Source organism: Sodalis sp. RH15 (genome assembly GCF_047324255.1).
Classification (GTDB): domain Bacteria; phylum Pseudomonadota; class Gammaproteobacteria; order Enterobacterales; family Enterobacteriaceae; genus Acerihabitans; species Acerihabitans ligni.
The window spans coordinates 5,390,348-5,408,573 of sequence record NZ_CP178738.1 but is presented as its reverse complement, the minus strand read 5'-3'; the positions used below and the strand labels follow the sequence as shown (position 1 = coordinate 5,408,573).

At 52.1% G+C, this 18,226-nt stretch carries 17 protein-coding genes; all 17 read left to right on the top strand.

Annotated features, from left to right (window positions below; all coding sequences use genetic code 11):
- Window positions 1-729: 729 nt before the first annotated feature.
- The 17 genes from ACL2XO_RS24610 to sctE all read left to right on the top strand — a co-directional run bounded on the left by ACL2XO_RS24610 (window position 730) and on the right by sctE (window position 18,217).
- The gene (locus tag ACL2XO_RS24610) at window positions 730-2,466 is read left to right on the top strand and encodes a winged helix-turn-helix domain-containing protein (protein ID WP_413725739.1); all 1,737 of its coding nucleotides are present in this window, start codon (window positions 730-732) and stop codon (window positions 2,464-2,466) included.
- A 10-nt stretch (window positions 2,467-2,476) separates the two neighbouring features.
- Complete coding sequence (locus ACL2XO_RS24605; protein WP_413725738.1) at window positions 2,477-2,992, top strand: transglycosylase SLT domain-containing protein; 516 nt, start codon at window positions 2,477-2,479, stop codon at window positions 2,990-2,992.
- Window positions 2,993-3,235: 243 nt separating this feature from the next.
- Window positions 3,236-4,006: a helix-turn-helix domain-containing protein gene (locus ACL2XO_RS24600; protein ID WP_413725737.1), complete on the top strand. Its 771-nt coding sequence runs from the start codon at window positions 3,236-3,238 to the stop codon at window positions 4,004-4,006.
- Window positions 4,003-5,718, top strand: a complete 1,716-nt coding sequence (gene sctC, locus ACL2XO_RS24595; RefSeq protein ID WP_413725736.1) for a type III secretion system outer membrane ring subunit SctC — start codon at window positions 4,003-4,005, stop codon at window positions 5,716-5,718. Before ACL2XO_RS24600 ends, sctC begins: the two co-directional genes overlap by 4 nt.
- Window positions 5,709-6,815, top strand: coding sequence for a type III secretion system gatekeeper subunit SctW (gene sctW / locus ACL2XO_RS24590; RefSeq protein WP_413725735.1), 1,107 nt, complete (start codon window positions 5,709-5,711; stop codon window positions 6,813-6,815). The genes sctC and sctW overlap by 10 nt, the downstream gene beginning before the upstream one ends.
- A gap of 38 nt (window positions 6,816-6,853) precedes the next feature.
- A complete protein-coding gene (locus ACL2XO_RS24585; RefSeq protein ID WP_132925294.1) occupies window positions 6,854-8,908 on the top strand; it encodes an EscV/YscV/HrcV family type III secretion system export apparatus protein in 2,055 nt (684 codons plus the stop codon).
- 20 nt (window positions 8,909-8,928) lie between these two features.
- The gene (spaK, locus tag ACL2XO_RS24580; RefSeq protein WP_413725734.1) at window positions 8,929-9,330 is read left to right on the top strand and encodes an SPI-1 type III secretion system chaperone SpaK; all 402 of its coding nucleotides are present in this window, start codon (window positions 8,929-8,931) and stop codon (window positions 9,328-9,330) included.
- Window positions 9,331-10,626, top strand: a complete 1,296-nt coding sequence (gene sctN / locus ACL2XO_RS24575; protein WP_132925298.1) for a type III secretion system ATPase SctN — start codon at window positions 9,331-9,333, stop codon at window positions 10,624-10,626.
- Window positions 10,610-11,062: a hypothetical protein gene (locus tag ACL2XO_RS24570; RefSeq protein WP_413725733.1), complete on the top strand. Its 453-nt coding sequence runs from the start codon at window positions 10,610-10,612 to the stop codon at window positions 11,060-11,062. Before sctN ends, ACL2XO_RS24570 begins: the two co-directional genes overlap by 17 nt.
- On the top strand, window positions 11,050-11,997 hold the full coding sequence (locus ACL2XO_RS24565; protein WP_413741752.1) for a hypothetical protein: 948 nt from the start codon (window positions 11,050-11,052) through the stop codon (window positions 11,995-11,997). The genes ACL2XO_RS24570 and ACL2XO_RS24565 overlap by 13 nt, the downstream gene beginning before the upstream one ends.
- Window positions 11,994-12,929, top strand: a complete 936-nt coding sequence (locus ACL2XO_RS24560; protein ID WP_413741751.1) for a FliM/FliN family flagellar motor switch protein — start codon at window positions 11,994-11,996, stop codon at window positions 12,927-12,929. Before ACL2XO_RS24565 ends, ACL2XO_RS24560 begins: the two co-directional genes overlap by 4 nt.
- Entirely contained in the window at window positions 12,919-13,575 is a 657-nt protein-coding gene (locus ACL2XO_RS24555) for an EscR/YscR/HrcR family type III secretion system export apparatus protein (protein ID WP_413725730.1), read from the top strand. Before ACL2XO_RS24560 ends, ACL2XO_RS24555 begins: the two co-directional genes overlap by 11 nt.
- 22 nt (window positions 13,576-13,597) lie before the next feature.
- Window positions 13,598-13,858 carry an EscS/YscS/HrcS family type III secretion system export apparatus protein gene (locus tag ACL2XO_RS24550; RefSeq protein ID WP_132925308.1) on the top strand — a complete coding sequence of 87 codons (261 nt, stop codon included), beginning with the start codon at window positions 13,598-13,600 and terminating at the stop codon, window positions 13,856-13,858.
- 2 nt (window positions 13,859-13,860) lie between these two features.
- Window positions 13,861-14,652: a type III secretion system export apparatus subunit SctT gene (gene sctT / locus ACL2XO_RS24545; protein ID WP_413725729.1), complete on the top strand. Its 792-nt coding sequence runs from the start codon at window positions 13,861-13,863 to the stop codon at window positions 14,650-14,652.
- Between the two features lie 35 nt (window positions 14,653-14,687).
- Window positions 14,688-15,734, top strand: coding sequence for an EscU/YscU/HrcU family type III secretion system export apparatus switch protein (locus ACL2XO_RS24540; RefSeq protein WP_413725728.1), 1,047 nt, complete (start codon window positions 14,688-14,690; stop codon window positions 15,732-15,734).
- A gap of 192 nt (window positions 15,735-15,926) precedes the next feature.
- The gene (sicA, locus tag ACL2XO_RS24535; RefSeq protein WP_413725727.1) at window positions 15,927-16,433 is read left to right on the top strand and encodes a type III secretion system translocator chaperone SicA; all 507 of its coding nucleotides are present in this window, start codon (window positions 15,927-15,929) and stop codon (window positions 16,431-16,433) included.
- Entirely contained in the window at window positions 16,430-18,217 is a 1,788-nt protein-coding gene (sctE, locus tag ACL2XO_RS24530) for a type III secretion system translocon subunit SctE (protein WP_413741750.1), read from the top strand. Before sicA ends, sctE begins: the two co-directional genes overlap by 4 nt.
- Window positions 18,218-18,226 lie beyond the last annotated feature (9 nt).

Sequence of the window (18,226 nt, the reverse complement as noted above, 5' to 3'; positions counted from 1 at the left end):
CCTTTGTTTATGAAGATATTTTTTTAGCAGGTCATATTTTTCCTTTCGTAAAACGGCGTTTAAATCATCAATGTGATTTGTTTCATAAAAGTTAAAAATGTTAAAATAATGATTATTTATGCGGATTTAATGTTTATTCCGGCCGTGGTTTATTCCGAAATATCTCCCCTTCCCCGTTCCGGCAACGTCGGATGCCATAACTTTACACATCGCCATTTTGCTTAATTTGACTGTAAGCATACTCACTATATACTCGACACAAATCTGATGTAGCGACCGGTCATTATCCTTAGTGATTTTTACCTGAAGAGGTAATAGGTTTTAAGGTACACTCTTTAAGACCTGAAAGCATGGGTGGTGTTAATGACGCTGAGAGGCGCCAAAGTTAACGGTCGTAAATTTAAGATTTAACATTTTTGATCTGCGCAGCAAAAGTTATGTCTTTTTATCTGTAAGCTTTAGTTATCATTACATTTGAAAAAGGATAACAGTGAGCTTATTCGCTTATAAAATATATTACATCATTGATGTGGATAATTATTGCATATTATTTAATGCCCAGTGTTAATTTTATTCATCGAGGATCGTATAAAAAATGAATTGCACAGATGTCAATAGATAATAGTTAATCTGTTTCATTTATGAAGCATACACGAATTTTATCATATTCTTAGGCGAGTCGTGATAAATATTAGGCGTATATTAATTTCGTTGGGGTGTTAAATTACAATGACATCATTAAATGAGCCGCATGCTGAGAAACCCCTCTCTCTTCCCATCAAAGGGGTGAGAAAAGAGGTAATCAATCGTATTAAAGCGCAATACTCTTTTGGCGATTTTATTCTACAGCCTTCTCGCGTTTTGTTTCATAAAACCCGGCAAATCAACGTATCGCCGAAAGAGTTGGCCGTGCTGGTATTACTGCTGGAATCGGCCGGCGAGGTCGTTACCAAAGAGCAGCTGATCGATAACGTGTGGGCCGGCGGCAACGTTGGCGAGGAGTCCCTGACCCGGTGCATTTATGTCTTGCGCCGCATTTTGCAGGAGGGTAAGCATCAGCGCTTTATCGATACGGTCTACGGCAAGGGCTATCGTTTCTCCCTGCCGGTCACCAAGATTGTTCCGGCGGAGCGGCCGGTCTGCGCCAACTGCATATTCGCCGTGCTGCCTTTTAAACTGAACAACCGGCCGGAAGCGCCGGGCCTGCATGACGCCATCGTACAGGAATTATCGGGTTATGCGGCATCGGGGCTGCACGTCTTGCCGTCCTCATTGACCCTCAATTGCGGCACCATACTCGAGACCCTGGATATGCTGGATAAAATCCGTGCTGATTTTTATCTCACCGGCTATGAACTGCTGCTGTCAGACGGGCCTTGCCTGCGTATGGAACTGATTCGGGCCCACGATCACGTAGTCCTGCACCGCACCGGCATAGCCTTGGGCAATCCCCCGGACGCGGATAATATCAATGCCGCGCTAAGGCCCCTTGTCCAGCGGCATCTTTCCAGCCTGGGGATCCGGCAAGAAAACACCCTGAACCCGCAGGGGGGAAACGATCCGCAAAAGCTGCTGCGGTCGGGGCGCGAGGCCTTCCTGCAATACACCCCGGAGAGCCTGGCCCTGGCCCTCTCCTTATTCCAGCAATGCCGGCAGCGGCTGCCTGAGGACAGGGAGGTGCTATGCCATCTCGCCGAGTGCTATTTCGCCCTGGGACAAATGGGAATGCAGGGGCTGGACAGCGCGTTGCGGGAGTGCGGCGCGCTGGTGTCGGCGATTCTGGCGCTGGAGCCGCGGCATCCTTTGGCGCTGGCGCTGGGAGGGGTATTGCACGGCCTGGATTCCCAATTGGGCCAGGCGGCGGAAATGTTCCGCGCCGCCCTGACGCTGGCGGCGGATTGCCCGTCAGTAAATTATTATTATGCCTGGCATTTATTCCTTGTCGGCGAAATCAAACGGGCGCGGCATTTTGCCCGGCAGGCCCATGGCATGCTGCCGGCGATGACGGCGATACGGGTATTGATGATGTGGCTGGCGTATTGCGACGATAACGCGTCCGTCGCCCTGCAAATGGCCGACGGACAGCCGGACGGCATCGCGCGGCATCCGGTCCTGATAAGCATGAAAGCGGTTATCCTTTGCACCGAGGGACAGCCTCGCCGCGCCAAGGAATTGATCGAACACCTGCGGCAAGGCAGTGAAAGCGACGGGATTGTTTTTTTCAATACCTTGTATGCCCGCCTGTTTTCACAGCCCGCCGCCGCGGATACGGAGCAATTCGCTCAAATGATGCAACAGCCGGAGCATCCCATGCCGTCGGCGCTGCTGCCGATGATCATGCAATGCCAGGGACTGCGCGCCGCTAAAAAATGGTATGACCGCTTAAGCCGCTCATCTTCACGCTGTTTGATGCTCTGGCGCCACGATCCGCGCGTAAAACAGCTTTATAGCCTGACGGGGGAGTAAACGCGCGATCATGTCTTACCGCCGAATACGTTGCCTGCTGTTGCTGATTTTGGCCTCAACCCCCGCGTCCGCTACCTGCTGGAGCGATGCGGAGCGCCATTTCGGCATCGAAGCCAGATTATTGCAGGCCATAGCCATTACCGAATCGAACATGAATCCCCAGGCTACGGGATTCAATAAGGACGGCAGCCGGGATATCGGCCTGATGCAGATAAACAGCATCCATTTGCCCCGCCTGAAAGCACTGGGCATTGATGAGCATCTTCTTTATAACGACAGCTGTCTTTCCGTTATGGTAGGAGCGTCGGTCCTGGCGGATATGATGAAAAGGTACGGTTATTCATGGGAGGCTGTAGGGGCCTACAACGCCGGCACGGCTGCCCATCGCCGGGATTTGCGGCGGCGCTACGCCAAACGGGTTTGGGGTCATTATGAAAAACTCCCTGCCGAACGGCCTGGAAATGCGCCCGCGGCGCCGGCAAAATATCCCGCCAGCCCCAAGTTGAAAGGTATTACTAATACATAATTAAATTCACTTATAAATAAAGCGGAATATTACCTTTGATGCGCTAATTGCTTCGGCCGTTAAGGATGAATAAAGTTCTTCACCTTGTTCAAACAGCGAGGTTATTTAGGCTTTATTATATTTCGCTATGTCTTATAGAATAATGAATATTTGACCATGAATCAGATTCCCATCATGATTTTTAAAAAATAGATAGGCATTATAATGAATGTAAAGGTAAATCAAAGACGGACGGGACTAATAATGCACAAGGAAAATATTATTGCTCCCGAAAGGCTGCTGGCGGCAACCTTCAAAGAGGATATTAATTCACCAAAATGCTGGCTGTTTGAAACCGGTGAAAAAGGGTGCCGTTTTCATTTCCACTCCGCCCGGGAATCCAACTGTCTTGCCGTGCCACAGGGCTGGCGCGGCATATTGATGATGAATCGCGTCAATATCGAGGTGATATCCGGCGCCATGAAACAGCAGGAATTGCCGTTATTTGCCTTGGTGAAATTGCAGGTCTTTATTGATGAGTCTAAAAATCTGACGTTGAAATATGAGCAGCCGCAACACTGGGAATCAATTGAGCTTAATAATTATCCGCATATCACGTCCTGCGGCGACGTGGAGCGCTGGTTATTATCGCAAACCCATACGCTGCCGGTGGAAATGGCGACCCTGGCCTCTTTTTTGCGCCGGACCGAATGGTACTGGCTGATCCGTTTTTTACTCAATGAATCGGTGAATAACGGCAAGCTGCAAGAGCTGGGGGCGCGCTATGGTTTGTCCTATTCCCACTTTCGGCGTTTATGCCGCAACGCCCTGGGCAATTCGGCGAAAAGTGAATTGCGAGGCTGGCGCATAGCCAGGGCGTTATTGGATGTGGTGGAAGAGGGTCAAAGTCTGACCCAGGTGGCCATGCGATACGGTTATGCCTCATCTTCACATCTTTCCAACGATATCAGAGATGCTTTTGGCGTCTCTCCCAGGGGTTTGTGGAACATGATCAACAAGAAATCGGAAAAATGAAATCGCTACGCTATTTGAGATTAACGTTCATCTGCTGGTGCCTGTCCGGCGGCCCGCTGTCCACTCACCTGCAGGCGGCGCCCTTGGCCGACGGCGGCCGCGCCGATGCCGAAGGGTACATTGCCAATAAAGACGGGCTGAAAATATTTTTCGATGCGCTCTCCTCGCGCCTCGGCAAGCCGGTGATTGTCAGCAAGCTTGCGGCACGCAAACACATCAGCGGCGAGTTTGATTTCAGTCATCCGCAAGCCTTGCTGGAACAGATATCGCAACAGTTGGGACTCATCTGGTACCACGACGGACAGGCCGTTTATGTGTACGACGCCGGTGAAATGCGCAATTCGGTCATGTCGCTGCGCAATATCTCCTTCAGCGCGCTGAATAATTTTCTGCGCAGTTCGCAGCTTTACGACCAGCGCTATGCGCTGCGCGGCGACGACAATAGCGGCACGTTCTATGTCTCCGGTCCGCCGGTGTATGTGGACCTGGTGCTCAATACCGCCAAGTTTATGGACGAGCAGCCCGAAACGCAGAACGGAGGCGAAAAAACCGCGGTCATCCGCCTGAGCAACACCTTTGTCGGCGACCGGACCTATGAATCCCGCGGTGAGAAAATCACCATTCCCGGCATCGCCACGGTGATAGACCGGCTGCTGCACGGGGAAACCAAAAAGGGGGAAAAAACGGTGCAGCCCCAGGTGATGAATCTGGTGCCCGACGGCATGCCGGCGCCGGCGATGCCGACGTTCAACGGAGAGAATATCGGGGCGCGGGGTATGGAGTACCAGCCGCGATCGAGCCTGGCTGAAGCGCTGCGCGCCGAGGCCGGCACCGGAACCGGCGCCGTCAACGTTATCGCCAATCCCGATACCAACAGCCTGCTGGTAAAAGGCACGCCCAGGCAGGTGCAGCTGGTGACCAATCTGGTATCGGCGCTGGATATCGCCAAACGCCATGTGGAACTGTCGCTGTGGATCGTGGATCTGCAGAAAGAGGATCTGGATCAGCTGGGCGTCGATTGGCAGGGCAGCGTCAAGATTGGCAGCCAATTGGGCGCCACCTTCAACCAGGGGTCCTATTCCACGCTGGACGGCGGGCGCTTTGTCGCCTCGGTACAGGCCCTGTCGCAAAAAAAGCGGGCCAATATCGTTTCCCGTCCGGTGGTGCTGACCCAGGAGAATGTCCCGGCGCTGTTTGACAACAACCGCACTTTTTATACTGAGCTGCTGGGTGAGCGGTTCGCCGATCTGCAGCACGTTACCTACGGCACCATGATAAGCGTCTTGCCGCGCTTCGCCGCCGACGGGCAGATAGAAATGGTGTTGAATATCGAAGACGGCAATGAGCTGCCGCAAAATGACGAATCGGCACAGGCCCTGCTGCCTAAGGTCGGCCGCACCCATATCAGCACCGTGGCGCGGGTACCGAAGGGGAAGAGCCTGCTGGTGGGCGGATACACGCGGGATGAATCGAGCAACAAGATAGGGAAGATACCGGTTCTGGGCAATATACCCCTTATCGGCGGCCTGTTCCGCTATAAGCACGAAAGCCAGTCCAATACCGTGCGGATTTTCCTTATCCAGCCGCGCGAGATTACCGAGCCCTTGCCGGCGGATGCGAGTGAATTCGCCACGGGGCTTATCAAAAACCGCGAGAACGATCATTTACCCGATTGGTCCCGTAACTACCTGGACAGTCAGAAATGGCGCTGAGCATTAATAACCCTATGCCCCAACCCGCGGTTTACAGCAATCCGGCGCAGTCGGAGACAAAACCGCATACGGTGCCGACAGCGGCCCATGACTTGGCCGAAAATCTAGAAAGCGAGGAGGCGCCGGTCGGGCAGCTCTTGAAGTTTCTCCAATCCAGCGACGAAATGTCGGCGCTGGCGTCCCAATTCGCCAACAGACGTCTTTTTGATAAAAAAGGGGAATCTCTGTCCGATGGTTTTGAGCGGGTACTGGAGGAAGACGCGATACCGAAAGCCAAATCACTGCTGAAGGTCGCATCGGTAAAAGAAGAATCTCTGGTGAATCTGCTGCTTTACGCCCGCTCGATGTTTCCCGACGACAGCGATTTGATCATGGTACTGAGGGAGCTGTTGCGTCACAAATTAAGCGAAACCTTGAAGAAGAGGCTTAAAGCCCTGCTTGATGAAGTGGTGGCGCAAGCCAATCCCCGCGAATCCAAAGCGGGCATCAACTGCGCGTTGAAAGCGCGCCTTTTCAGCCAAAAATACCTGGCGTTGAAACCGTCTTTATTACGCAGTAGCTATCGACGTTATCTGCAAAACGAACAGCACGCCATGGAGGATTACAAAGACTGGATCGCCTGCTATGGTTATCAATATCGCGGCGTGGTGCTGGATTTCATTAAAGCGGCGCTGCTAACGGATATTGATTCGCAGGACCCAAGCTGTTCAAAACTGGAGTTCGGCGACCTTATCGGCAAACTAAGTCAGGTAAAGCTCATTCGTTCCGGCGATGAACTATTCATTAAAAAATTAATGAACAACAATACCATGGCCGCTTTGAATAAAAGCGAGCCGGAGTGGTTGATGCTGTTTTTTTCACTGCTGGAATATCCGGAAGAAATAGGTAATCATCTTCATATATTATTAGGGGATAGATTTATGTTAACTTACCATAGAGAGCGATCGGCCATTTTACAATTACTCTTTCAGGCATGTAAATCATTACCGCATGGATTATTTCACAGTGCCGAATCGGCATTCAGACTGCTAAGGGATTTGCAATCATTCGCCTCGATTGCCTATAAGCATGAATTGATTGAAGACAGAATAAAATAGTTCATCATCATCTATATAACTGGTAATGGAATAGTTACGTGTTTAATAAATTTCTTAACAATCTGCGTTCGCGGCCTGAGCTGCTGATATTAGCGTTGGTCATTATGATCATCGCTATGCTCATTATTCCATTACCAACTTATTTAGTGGATTTTTTGATTGGACTTAATATTGTCATAGCCATACTGGTGTTCATGGGCGCTTTTTATATCGAGCGTATTCTGAGCTTCTCCACGTTCCCCTCCGTGCTGCTGATTACGACATTATTCAGGCTCGCGCTCACCATCAGCACCGCGCGCCTTATACTCACCAACGCCGATGCGGGCGAAATCATCGCCACCTTCGGCCAGTTCGTCATCGGCGATAACCTGGTGGTGGGATTCGTGATTTTCGCTATCGTGACCGTGGTGCAATTCATTGTTATCACCAAAGGATCTGAACGTGTGGCGGAAGTGGCGGCGCGGTTTTCCCTCGACGGTATGCCCGGTAAACAGATGAGTATCGACGCCGACCTCAAAAGCGGCACCATAGACGCGGACGGCGCGCGCGAGCGGCGCAGCGTGCTTGAGCGGGAGAGCCAGCTGTACGGCTCTTACGACGGCGCGATGAAATTCATCAAGGGCGATGCCATCGCCAGCATCATCGTCACCTTCGTTAACTTTATCGGCGGTATGGCGGTGGGGATGAATCAGCACCATATGGACATGTCCACGGCGCTGGCCACCTACACCATGTTAACCATCGGCGACGGGCTGGTGGGCCAGATACCGGCATTGCTCATCTCTATCAGCGCCGGCCTGATTGTCACCCGGGTCAATGGGGACGGCGACAATATGGGCCGCACCATCATGCAGCAGTTGCTGGGCAACCCGTTCGTTCTGGTCATCACCGCCATGCTGGCGCTTTGCATCGGTATGCTGCCGGGATTCCCCATGCCGGTGTTCATTCTACTGGCGGTGGCGCTCAGCGGCCTGTTTTATTTCAAGCATCGCCAAACCCGGCGGGCCAGCGCGGGCGCCGCTTCTTCCCCCATGGCGTTTCAAGAGGGAACGCCTGGACAAAATCCCGGCATGGAAAGCCAATTGGGCATTATCAACGATCTCGATCAAATGACCGCCGAAACCGTCGCGCTGATCCTGCTCGTCTCCCGCGGCAACCACGCCGTGCTGGCAAAAGATCAGCTATGCGAGCGACTTCGCAGCCAGTTCTTTGTGGACTATGGCGTCAAACTGCCGGAGCTGATGCTGCGCGCATCGGATAATGTGGACGATCAAACGGTAGTGGTCTTGATCAATGAAATTCGCGCGGATGCGTTCACCATCCATTTCAATTTGATGAGGGTGATAAACGGCACCGATGAACTTTATCAACTGGGCATTGAAACCCGTAAGGAAAATGACGCTATCTGGGTGCCGCGCCAGGCGCAGGAAACGTTATTACAATTAGGCTATCAGCTACGCTCCGCTGTAGACGAAATCTACCATTGCTTCTCGGTGTTGCTCACCCATCATGTCAACGAGTTCTTCGGCGTGCAGGAAACCAAGCACATGCTGGATATGATGGAAAGCAAATATCCCGACCTGCTGAAAGAAGTATTGCGCCACGCCACGGTACAGCGTATCGCCGAAGTACTGCAACGGCTGTTAACCGAGCGGATCTCCACCCGCAATATGAAGCTTATTATGGAGTCGCTGGCCTTATGGGCGCCGCGGGAAAAGGATGTCATCACCCTGGTTGAGCATGTGCGCACCGCGCTTGCGCGCTATATCTGTCATAAATTTGCCGTTAATAATGAACTTAGGGCGATAATTATTTCAGCCGAAATTGAAGAAATGATTCGGGGCGGTATCAGAAATACCTCCTCAGGCGCTTTTCTCAATCTCGAGCCGGCAGTATCGGAGGAATTAATGGACCTATTTACCGTAGGTTTAGAAAACATATTGATTGCTCATAAAGACATGGTGTTATTGACGTCGGTGGATATTCGCCGATTTGTTAAAAAATTGATTGAAACGCGGTTCCGCGATCTTGAAGTGATGTCTTTTGGTGAATTGACAGAAGTTGTCAATGTTAATGTTATCAAAACAATATAATTAACCTTGGAGTATAATACATGCATGTTGATATTGCAGAGTTGGTCCGAGAAGCACTGTTAGAAAGCGGTTGCGATCCGAATCTGCTGAGTAATTTCGATAGTCATTCCACTATCGCACTTGATTTTAATGATTTGCCAAGTATCTATATCAGCAGTCAGGAAGAGGATATTTGGCTGTGGTCGCGACTGGCGGAATATAGCGATAATATCCTGGAGCAACGGGCACATGCCTTGCTTGATGAATTAATGAGCGGCGCTGATTTTATCCGCGGCGAACAGTTTCATTTATCCAGGAACGAGGGCTACCTCGAACTCAAAGCCCTGCTAAAACCCATGTGCTTGAACAGCGGGCAGAATTTTGCGGTTGCCCTAAGCGGTTTCTTTGAGCGACTTGAACGCTTCGTCGTGGTCATGCAGTAAATGACCGGCACCTTGCGGTTGTTGCGACGGCAGGCCATGCCCCTGCGTCTGGCCGGTCCCATCATCGAGGCGGCTTTGCCGGGCGTAAAGGTGGGTGAGATATGCGAAATCCGCCGCAACTGGACCTCTTCGGAGGTGATTGCCCGCGCACAGGTCATGGGGTTCCATCATGAACGTACCGTGCTGAGTTTAATCGGCAACGGCCGGGGCCTGTCGCGGGATGTGGTCCTGCATCCCACCGGCGCGCAGCTGACGGTAAGCGTCAGCGATGCTCTGCTGGGGGCGGTTATTGATCCGCAAGGGGCTATTACCGAACGGCTCTGTCGGCCCGATGAGGGCCTTTTGCCGGAAATCAGGCCTATAGACACCGATGCGCCTTCCTATCAGCAGCGTATCGGCATCCATTCGCCTTTCATTACCGGCATCCGGGCCATCGATAGCGTATTGACCTGCGGCGCCGGCCAGCGGGTCGGCATTTTCGCCTCCGCCGGCTGCGGTAAAACCGTGCTGATGCATATGCTTATCGAACGCTCAGACGCGGACGTGTTTGTCGTCGGTCTTATCGGCGAACGCGGACGGGAAGTCACCGAATTTACCGAAGCATTGCGGCTTTCCGGGCGACAGCACAAGGTGGTTCTGGTCTACGCCACCTCGGATTACTCCTCCCTGGATCGTTGCAATGCCGCCATGGTCGCCACCACCGTAGCGGAGTACTTCCGCGATCAGGGCAAAAAAGTGGTGCTGTTTCTGGACTCCATCACCCGCTATGCCCGCGCCCTGCGCGATGTGGCCCTGGCCGCCGGCGAGGCCCCCGCGCGGCGGGGGTATCCCGCATCGGTTTTCGATGCCATGCCGCGCATCCTTGAACGGCCCGGCAACACCCGCCGTGGCAGCATTACCGCGTTTTATACCATTTTGCTGGAAAGCGACGACGAACCGGATCCCATCGCCGATGAAATACGCTCTATTCTCGACGGGCATATTTATCTGAGCCGTAAACTGGCGATGCAGAACCATTACCCGGCCATCGACATCCTGCGCAGCATCAGCCGGGTTTCCGGACAGGTGACGGACAATAACCAGCAGCTTATGGCAGGGGAGATCCGCAAACTGCTGGCCAAGCTTGAGGAGCTGCAGATTTTCCTCGATCTGGGTGAATACAAGCCCGGCGAAAATCCCGAAAACGATCGCGCTATCAACAAACGCCAGGCATTGCGGGATTTTCTATGCCAATCCACCGTCGAGGCCACCGATTTCACGGCGACGCTGCAGGGGATGTATGACGTTATTTCATAAGATAAAAAACCTTATCGGCCGTTGTGATGTCAGCCGGCAGCGCTGTGAACTGCAGTTGGCCAACGACGAACGGCGCCGGCAGGGCTTCCTCGAAGAGATTACCGCGCTGCAGCGGCATAACGAGGGGATGCGGCGATTAATCGAACTGGAGCGGCCGCAAGGCCAGCTGGACCGGGCGCAGCTTTTTTTACGCCAACGCCGCCTGGCGGTCCTGCGTCGGAAATTTCATGAACTGCAGCTCCAGGAAAAAAAGCTTCATCAGGAGGTTGAGGAGCTCGGTCAGCAGATGCGCGAAGTGCAGGCCCGCCGGCGGCACTGGCACCGGCAGCAGGAAAAATATCAGCGTTGGGCCGACCGGCAGCGACAGCAGCGCAGCGCCGTTCGGCTACGCCAGGAGGAAAATGAAATGCAGGAGATCATTACGTGGAAATCTTAACGACCTCAGGACATGTTTACGCCGATTCGTTCAGCGGTCAGCAAGCCGCCGTCGATATTAAACAGATCGTTGCCGGCAAGGGAGCGTTTCAATTCCCGGCCAGCCCGTCGCCGGCGGAGAAACCGGTTGACTGGGCCAACACGGCGGACAACGCCGCACAGCCATCGCTCGGACAAGAGCTGTCTCGGGAGGATCGCGTCGGCAGGAAAAAGAAGCAGCCCGGTCTCGACGGTGAAGTGGGTGCCCTTGTTCAAGGCGCCATACCTTTGCAGGAGTCTGCGGCCATGGGGGAAAATAAATCCGCATCCCGGCTTAAAAACCGTCATGGCGCGGGACAGGATATCCAGGGCGCCTTGGTTGATAGGGAAGGCCGCCGCCGGTTAACAGCCGCCGCTACGGGGGAAACACCGTTGCCGCCGGCGGCCAAAGTCGCCGCTACGGGGGAAGCCCTGTTGCCATCGGCGGCCAATGCCGCCGAACCCAGGCTTGCCGACATGCCCGACACCGTTGCAGACAGCGCCGGAGAGGGCGAGGATAACTCCTTCAACGGCCTGGCGTCCGCCGGCGTTCCGGTGAACGCGCGCCCGGCGGGAGAATCGATGCCGGCGCAGTTAAAAACCCCAGACCCGCTGTTGAATGAACGGCACCATATCGCTCAATTCGCGCCCGAGACGAAAAGCCGTGACAGCGAACGCGACGGCACGCTGCTCTATACCTTTAATAATGGTAAGGCGCTCGCCTCGGGAGCCCTGGAAGTCAATCAGGTGAAGATTGCCTTCCAAGGTTCGACGGTACTGACCCCGTCCAATAGAATCACCCAGGAGAATCTGCTGGCGAACCAAAGCGAGGCGCGGGGGTATCTGGTAAAACCCCCTTCCGATCGTGAACAGCAGCAGCGACAGCGGCACGACCAGGAAACGGGAGAGGATCAGTGAGCTACCGGCAACTGCGGTCTCTGCCCCGTACGCAGATGAACTGGCGACGCGTACTGGCGAGCTGGCGAACGCAGGATATCGCTGTCTCCCTGGAGACGCCGGTGCATGTCGGCCGTCGCATGCTGGTCAGCGCCGATGGCGGCGTCTGGCGGGCGTTAATGGATCCCAGGGAGTGGCTGTGCCATGAATTTCCAGAGCTGGCGACTCTCGCCGGCGCTGCCTGCGATGACGAAAAAATCATGGCGCTGTTCAATATCCGATCGCGTCCGCTGACCTTTGCCCACAAAGCCCTGACGTACCGCTCCTTGCGGGCCGAAGGTCTGATCGAGCAAGGCGGCGGACATTCAGAACCTTTACCCCGCGTATCCGCACGGGAATGTACGCTGTGGATTACCGACATCGCCGACAGCCTGGTGATGAAACCACGATCCGCGGGGACCTGCTTGTCCGGTATGCCGTTGGCGGTTGAGTGGATAATCGGCTCAAGCCGTGTACCCGGCGCCCTGGCGAAACAACTTTCCGCTGGCGATGTCTTGCTGATCAGCAAGACGGAAAACCAGGTGCGCTGCCAGGGGATAACAATCGGCACCTATTGGCAAAAAGAAGAGATGATTATGATTAAAGAGAACCATCAGCTTGGCGACCTGCCGGAGGGGGATGGCATGACGTCCCCGGCGGAAGAACCCGTTTCCGGCGCATTGGCGGCGGTACCGTTGAAGGTGGAGTTTATCCTGCAGCGGCGCTATCTGCCAATTGGTGAGCTACAGCAACTGTTTAAAGGTCAAGTGTTGGAAATCGATCCGTCCGGTGAAAAAAATATAGAAATCCGGGCCAACGGGCATGTGATGGCGGTGGGTGAACTGGTGCAATTGGAGGACAGGCTTGGAGTTGAGATAATGTCGTTACACCAGGACCGTTCCAATGAACACTGATATAGGCCTTATCGGCACATTATCGTTCTTGTCGTTGTTGCCGTTCCTGATTGCGTCCGGCACCTGTTATATCAAGTTCTCCATCGTTTTTGTCATGGTGAGGAATGCGCTGGGTTTGCAACAGGTGCCGTCTAATATGACGCTCAACGGGGTAGCGCTGCTGCTGGCGCTATTCGTTATGGCGCCCGTGGCCCGCGACGCCTATCAGTCATTTCACGATCAAGGCGTGGATATGGCCAGCTCGGAATCCGTGATGAATTTTATGGAAAACGGGTTGGACGGCTATAAAACCTATTTGCAAAAATATACCGACCCCGATCTGGCCCGCTTTTTTGAAAAAGCGCAATCACATAAAAATGGGGACACCGACATTGAGGATGAGCTTTCCTCTCCCTCGATGCTTGCCCTGTTGCCGGCTTATGCCCTGAGCGAGATAAAAAATGCCTTCAAGATAGGTTTTTATCTCTATTTGCCGTTTGTGGTGGTGGATTTATTGATTTCAAGCATTCTGCTCGCCTTGGGCATGATGATGATGAGCCCCATAACCATTTCGGTGCCGATAAAACTTATTTTATTCGTGGTGCTCGATGGTTGGACGCTCCTCTCCAAGGGCCTTATTTTACAGTACATAGATTTGGCTACTTAATGAAAGAGAATCTGGTGTAATAATGAATGATATTGTCTTTGCCGGTAATAAAGCGCTTTATCTGGTGCTTATTTTATCCGCCGGACCCATATTGGTGGCCACCGTGGTCGGTCTGCTGGTGGGTTTATTCCAAACCGTCATGCAATTACAAGAGCAAACGTTGCCTTTCGGCATAAAATTATTATGCGTGACGTTATGCATTTTTCTATTATCCGGCTGGTACGGTGAGACGCTGCTTGGTTTCGGCCGGGAAGTCATCAGAATGGCCTTGAGCCGACCCTGATCATGAATATCTCATCGATTTTCGACATTCAGCATGGATTGGCCGCCATGGTGCTGGGTTCAGTAAGAATCACGCCGGCTTTTTTTTTGCTGCCCTTTTTAAGCAGCAGCGTTGTCAGCGCCACCATCCGTATGCCGGTCATCATGTTGATTGGCCTATCATTATGGCCTCACCCCATCAACGCCCTGCCTCTCGAGCATGTCGCTGATTATATGAAAATTCTTGCCCAGGAAGCCTTTGTCGGCCTGATCCTGGGCATCGTCTTCGCCATGCCGTTCTGGATCATGCACGCCATCGGCAGCGTTATCGACAACCAGCGCGGCGCTACCATCAGCAGCACGCTTGATCCCATGTCCGGGGTCGATACCTCGGAATTGGCCAATTTATTCAATCTTTTTGCCGGTGCGCTGTTCCTGTTTGGCGGCGGCTTGTCACTGATGATGGAGGGTTTCAGGCGGAGCTATCAGATATGCGATCCCTTGTTGACATGCTCGCCGCCCCTGATTCCGGTGTTGGGATTATTATCTTATCTGGTCACCAAAATGATGATCCTGGCCAGCCCGGTTCTGGCCGCGTTATTGCTATCGGAAATGCTGCTGGGGCTGCTGTCGCGTTTTGCGCCACAAATGAATGCTTTTTCAATCTCATTAACCATTAAAAGCTTAATTGCATTCTTCATTCTCATACTCTACTTTTCACCGGTTGTGCCCGACGCATTCAGGGCGTTATGGCCTCAGGGCGATCATTGGAATATTTGGCTGTTAAAAGATGTAATAGGTTCATCTATTAACTGATCACCAACGGATAAGGCCCAGCCGCAGGAAACCCGATGTCGAACAAAACAGAAAAGCCGACCCCGAAACGCTTAAAGGACGCGGCGCAAAAAGGCCAAACCTTTAAATCCCGCGATCTTCTGGTGGCCTGCATGCTGCTATGCGGCGTTCTTTGGCTGACGTCCGTGAGCTCTTTGTCAGAATTGATGGAACTGTATCGTAATCTGATAGCCGTCAATTTTGAATTGAACCTAAAAGCGTACAGCACCGCAATAATCATTCTGGCATTAAAGCTGATTATCCCTATATTGCTGATATGCTTGGCGACCTCGGCGCTGCCCACGCTGATTCAAACCGGCTTTGTTCTTGCCACCAAGGCGCTGAAGCTGAATTTCAACGCGTTGAATCCTACCAAAGGCTTCAAGAAAATATTCAGCATGCGGACCATCAAGGATGCGGTAAAAGCGTTCTTATACTTTGCAAGCTTTGCCCTCGCTATTGTTATCACCTGGCATAAAAATAAACACCTTCTTTTTTCTCAGGTCCACGGTACCGGCGCAAGCATTGTTTTTATCTGGCGCGATCTGCTGTTGTCATTGGTGTTAACCTGCCTGGCCTGTCTTATCCTCGTTTCGATGCTTGATGCTCTGGCGGATTATTTTTTGCATTTAAAAGAATTGAAAATGGATAAGCAAGAAGTTAAACGAGAAATGAAAGAACAAGACGGAAATCCAGAGATTAAATCACGGCGGCGCCAGCTGCATATGGAGTTGCTTTCAGAGCAGACCAAATCGGATATCAGGGGCTCAAAGCTTATCATCGCCAACCCGACGCATATAGCCATCGGGATTTATTTCAACCCGGATGTCGTGCCGGCGCCCTTTATTTCGGTTTTTGAATGCAACCAGCGGGCATTGGCGGTCAGACGCTATGCCGAAGAGGTCGGCGTACCCGTAGTACGTGATATACAGCTAGCCAGGAAGATTTATAAAACCCATCGTTTATATACCTTTATTAAATTAGAAGAACTTGATGAAGTGATGCGTTTATTAACCTGGCTTAAAGAAGTAGAAGATGCCTGGCAAAGTGAATCACATCCTTGATGGATTTAAAGAAAAATTTTATTTTAAATATTCAATAAAAATTTATTAATATTCTGAATCTGATCACACTCGTCTGGTTAAAAAAACTATCTCACTTTTTTTTAGTAAGCGATAGTTGAAAGTAATGCCATTAGTTTCATGTTTCAATCAAGTCACCATCATTATCGATGGTGACATTTTCAGGAGTTATTTATGAATGTAAATGATAATGTCAGCGATGAGCAAATCGCGTCTATGTTGTGGAATGCGGTTAAAAGCGGAGTAACGTTAAAAGACGTGCATGAGTTGCCGGATGAAATGATGGAAGGGCTTTATGCGCACGCCTATGATTTTTACAATAAAGGGCAGTTGGACGAAGCCGCCACTTTTTTCCGCTTTCTATGTATTTATGATTTTTATAATCCTGATTATTACATGGGGTTGGCGGCGGTATATCAATTGCAAAAGCAATTCCAAAAAGCGGCGGATATTTATGCCGTGGCTTTTTCTCTTGCACAAGATGATTATCGGCCGGTGTTTTTCAGCGGGCAATGCCAGCTGCTGATGCAAAAGGCCAATAAAGCAAAACAATGCTTTGAATTAGTGGCGGAACACTCACGGGAAGAAGCTTTTCGCATCAGAGCCAACGCTTATTTGGACCAACTCAATAAGGATGTTGAAAAAAAAGATTCAGTTGCTGAACATAAGGAGCTTACATGACGGATATCTCAAAACCCCTGAGCAGCAGTCAAGTTCATATTTTTACGACACCCGCTAAGGGCAATGAAGCCGTTAATACGGCTTTATACAATAAGACACATATTACGCAGGAAAAAGCGCTGTCGCTTTTTCAGGAATCGCAGAAGGCTGCGCTGGCCATGTTGGCCGTCATGAACGATAACGCTGCACAATCCACTTCGCGGCCTTTGGCTGAAAGCGGCGCGCCTGAGTTAAGAGAACCGGCGAAACCGGTGGGCGCGGATGCAAAACTCAGCGGCAGCGCCGTGTTCACACTGTTGGCCGGAAACGCCATGATGCTGCTGGGGAATCACTCCCTGGTGCAGTTGGCCGATCGGTTGCAGATAATACAGGCCAATAGCGAAGCTTTGCAACAGGCTAACGAGGCTTTGGCGCAGCAATTCCAGCAGGCTGTGGACAGCAGCGCGGCCGCGCTCAGTGCCGCGGAAGCTGATAGCGCATCATTGCAAACCGCACAAAATTCGCTGGCGGAAAAACAGGAAAATTATGATCAGGCCAAAAATCGATTGGACCTGCTTTCTCCCGAGGACCCGGAATATACCGCCGCACTAAGCCGGTTCGAATCGGCCGAGCGGGAATTGTCCGACGCCGCAAGGGATGTTGCCCAGGCGCAGGTAAAAGCCGGTGAGTCCTATCAGGCCGCACGGGAAAGTTCTTTATTACTGGACGATCTGTTCCGGAAAATGCAGGGAACGGCAAATATTCCGTCCCCGATGATGAAGGAATCGGCGGAACAAAGCCTCAGCACCATGGCCCGCATGTTATTCCTTATCAGCACCCTGATGAAGCTGATGGGTGAAAACAATGAAAAAGCGCTGGCAAACGATCAGGAATTATTTCTGAACATCCAGGAAAGCGAACAGCGATCGTTGAAAATCCAGGGTGACAAACACGCCGAAGAGATGAAAAAAGCCGAGGCCTTGAATACGGCAATGGGCTGCGTCGGCAGAATTCTTGGCGGCCTTATCACGCTGATAAGCGTCGTCGGGGCGATATTTTCCGGAGGCGCCAGCCTGGCCATCGCTGCCGTCGGTATCGCTTTGATGGTGGGTGATGAAATCAGTAAAGCGGTCACCGGCGTTTCTTTTATGGAAAAAGCACTCAGCCCGATCATGGACAATATCATCAAACCCCTGGTGGATGCCCTGAGCAAAGGCATTGCCAAAATGCTCGAAAGGCTGGGGATGGACGCCGCCACCGCCAACATGATCGGCGGCATTGTCGGAACGCTGGTGGCCGCGGCTCTGGTCATCGCCGTCATGATTGTGGGCAAAGCCGCGGCCGGAAAAGTGGCCTCCACCGCCTTTGCCAATATGGTGAAGGAAGCGCTCAAGGATATCCTGCCGGTGGTGTTGAAGAATGCCGCCACCACGGTGAACAGCGCGGTGAGAAGCGGTGTGAGACGCGCGCTTGACCGGTTGAAGATGGCGTCGGATAAAGAGGCCCTTCAGCTCTATTCCAATCGTCTTAACACTATCAGTGCCGGTACCGCATTGGGTTCGGAAACGATACAGGGGGGCATCGGCGTGGCCAGGGGATTCGCTGAAAAAAATGCCGCTGACATTGAGGCAAGCTTCACCCTGTCCAGCGCGGTGATGGCGCAAATCAGGCAACTGATTGAACAATTAATCGAGAAGTTCGCCGATTCGCAACAGGATCAGCAACGGCTTATGGCGATGTTGTCAGACGCGCAAACCAATACTGGCCAAACCCAGAAATCCATACTCAGAAATTCAATAGCTTAAAAAGGAAAT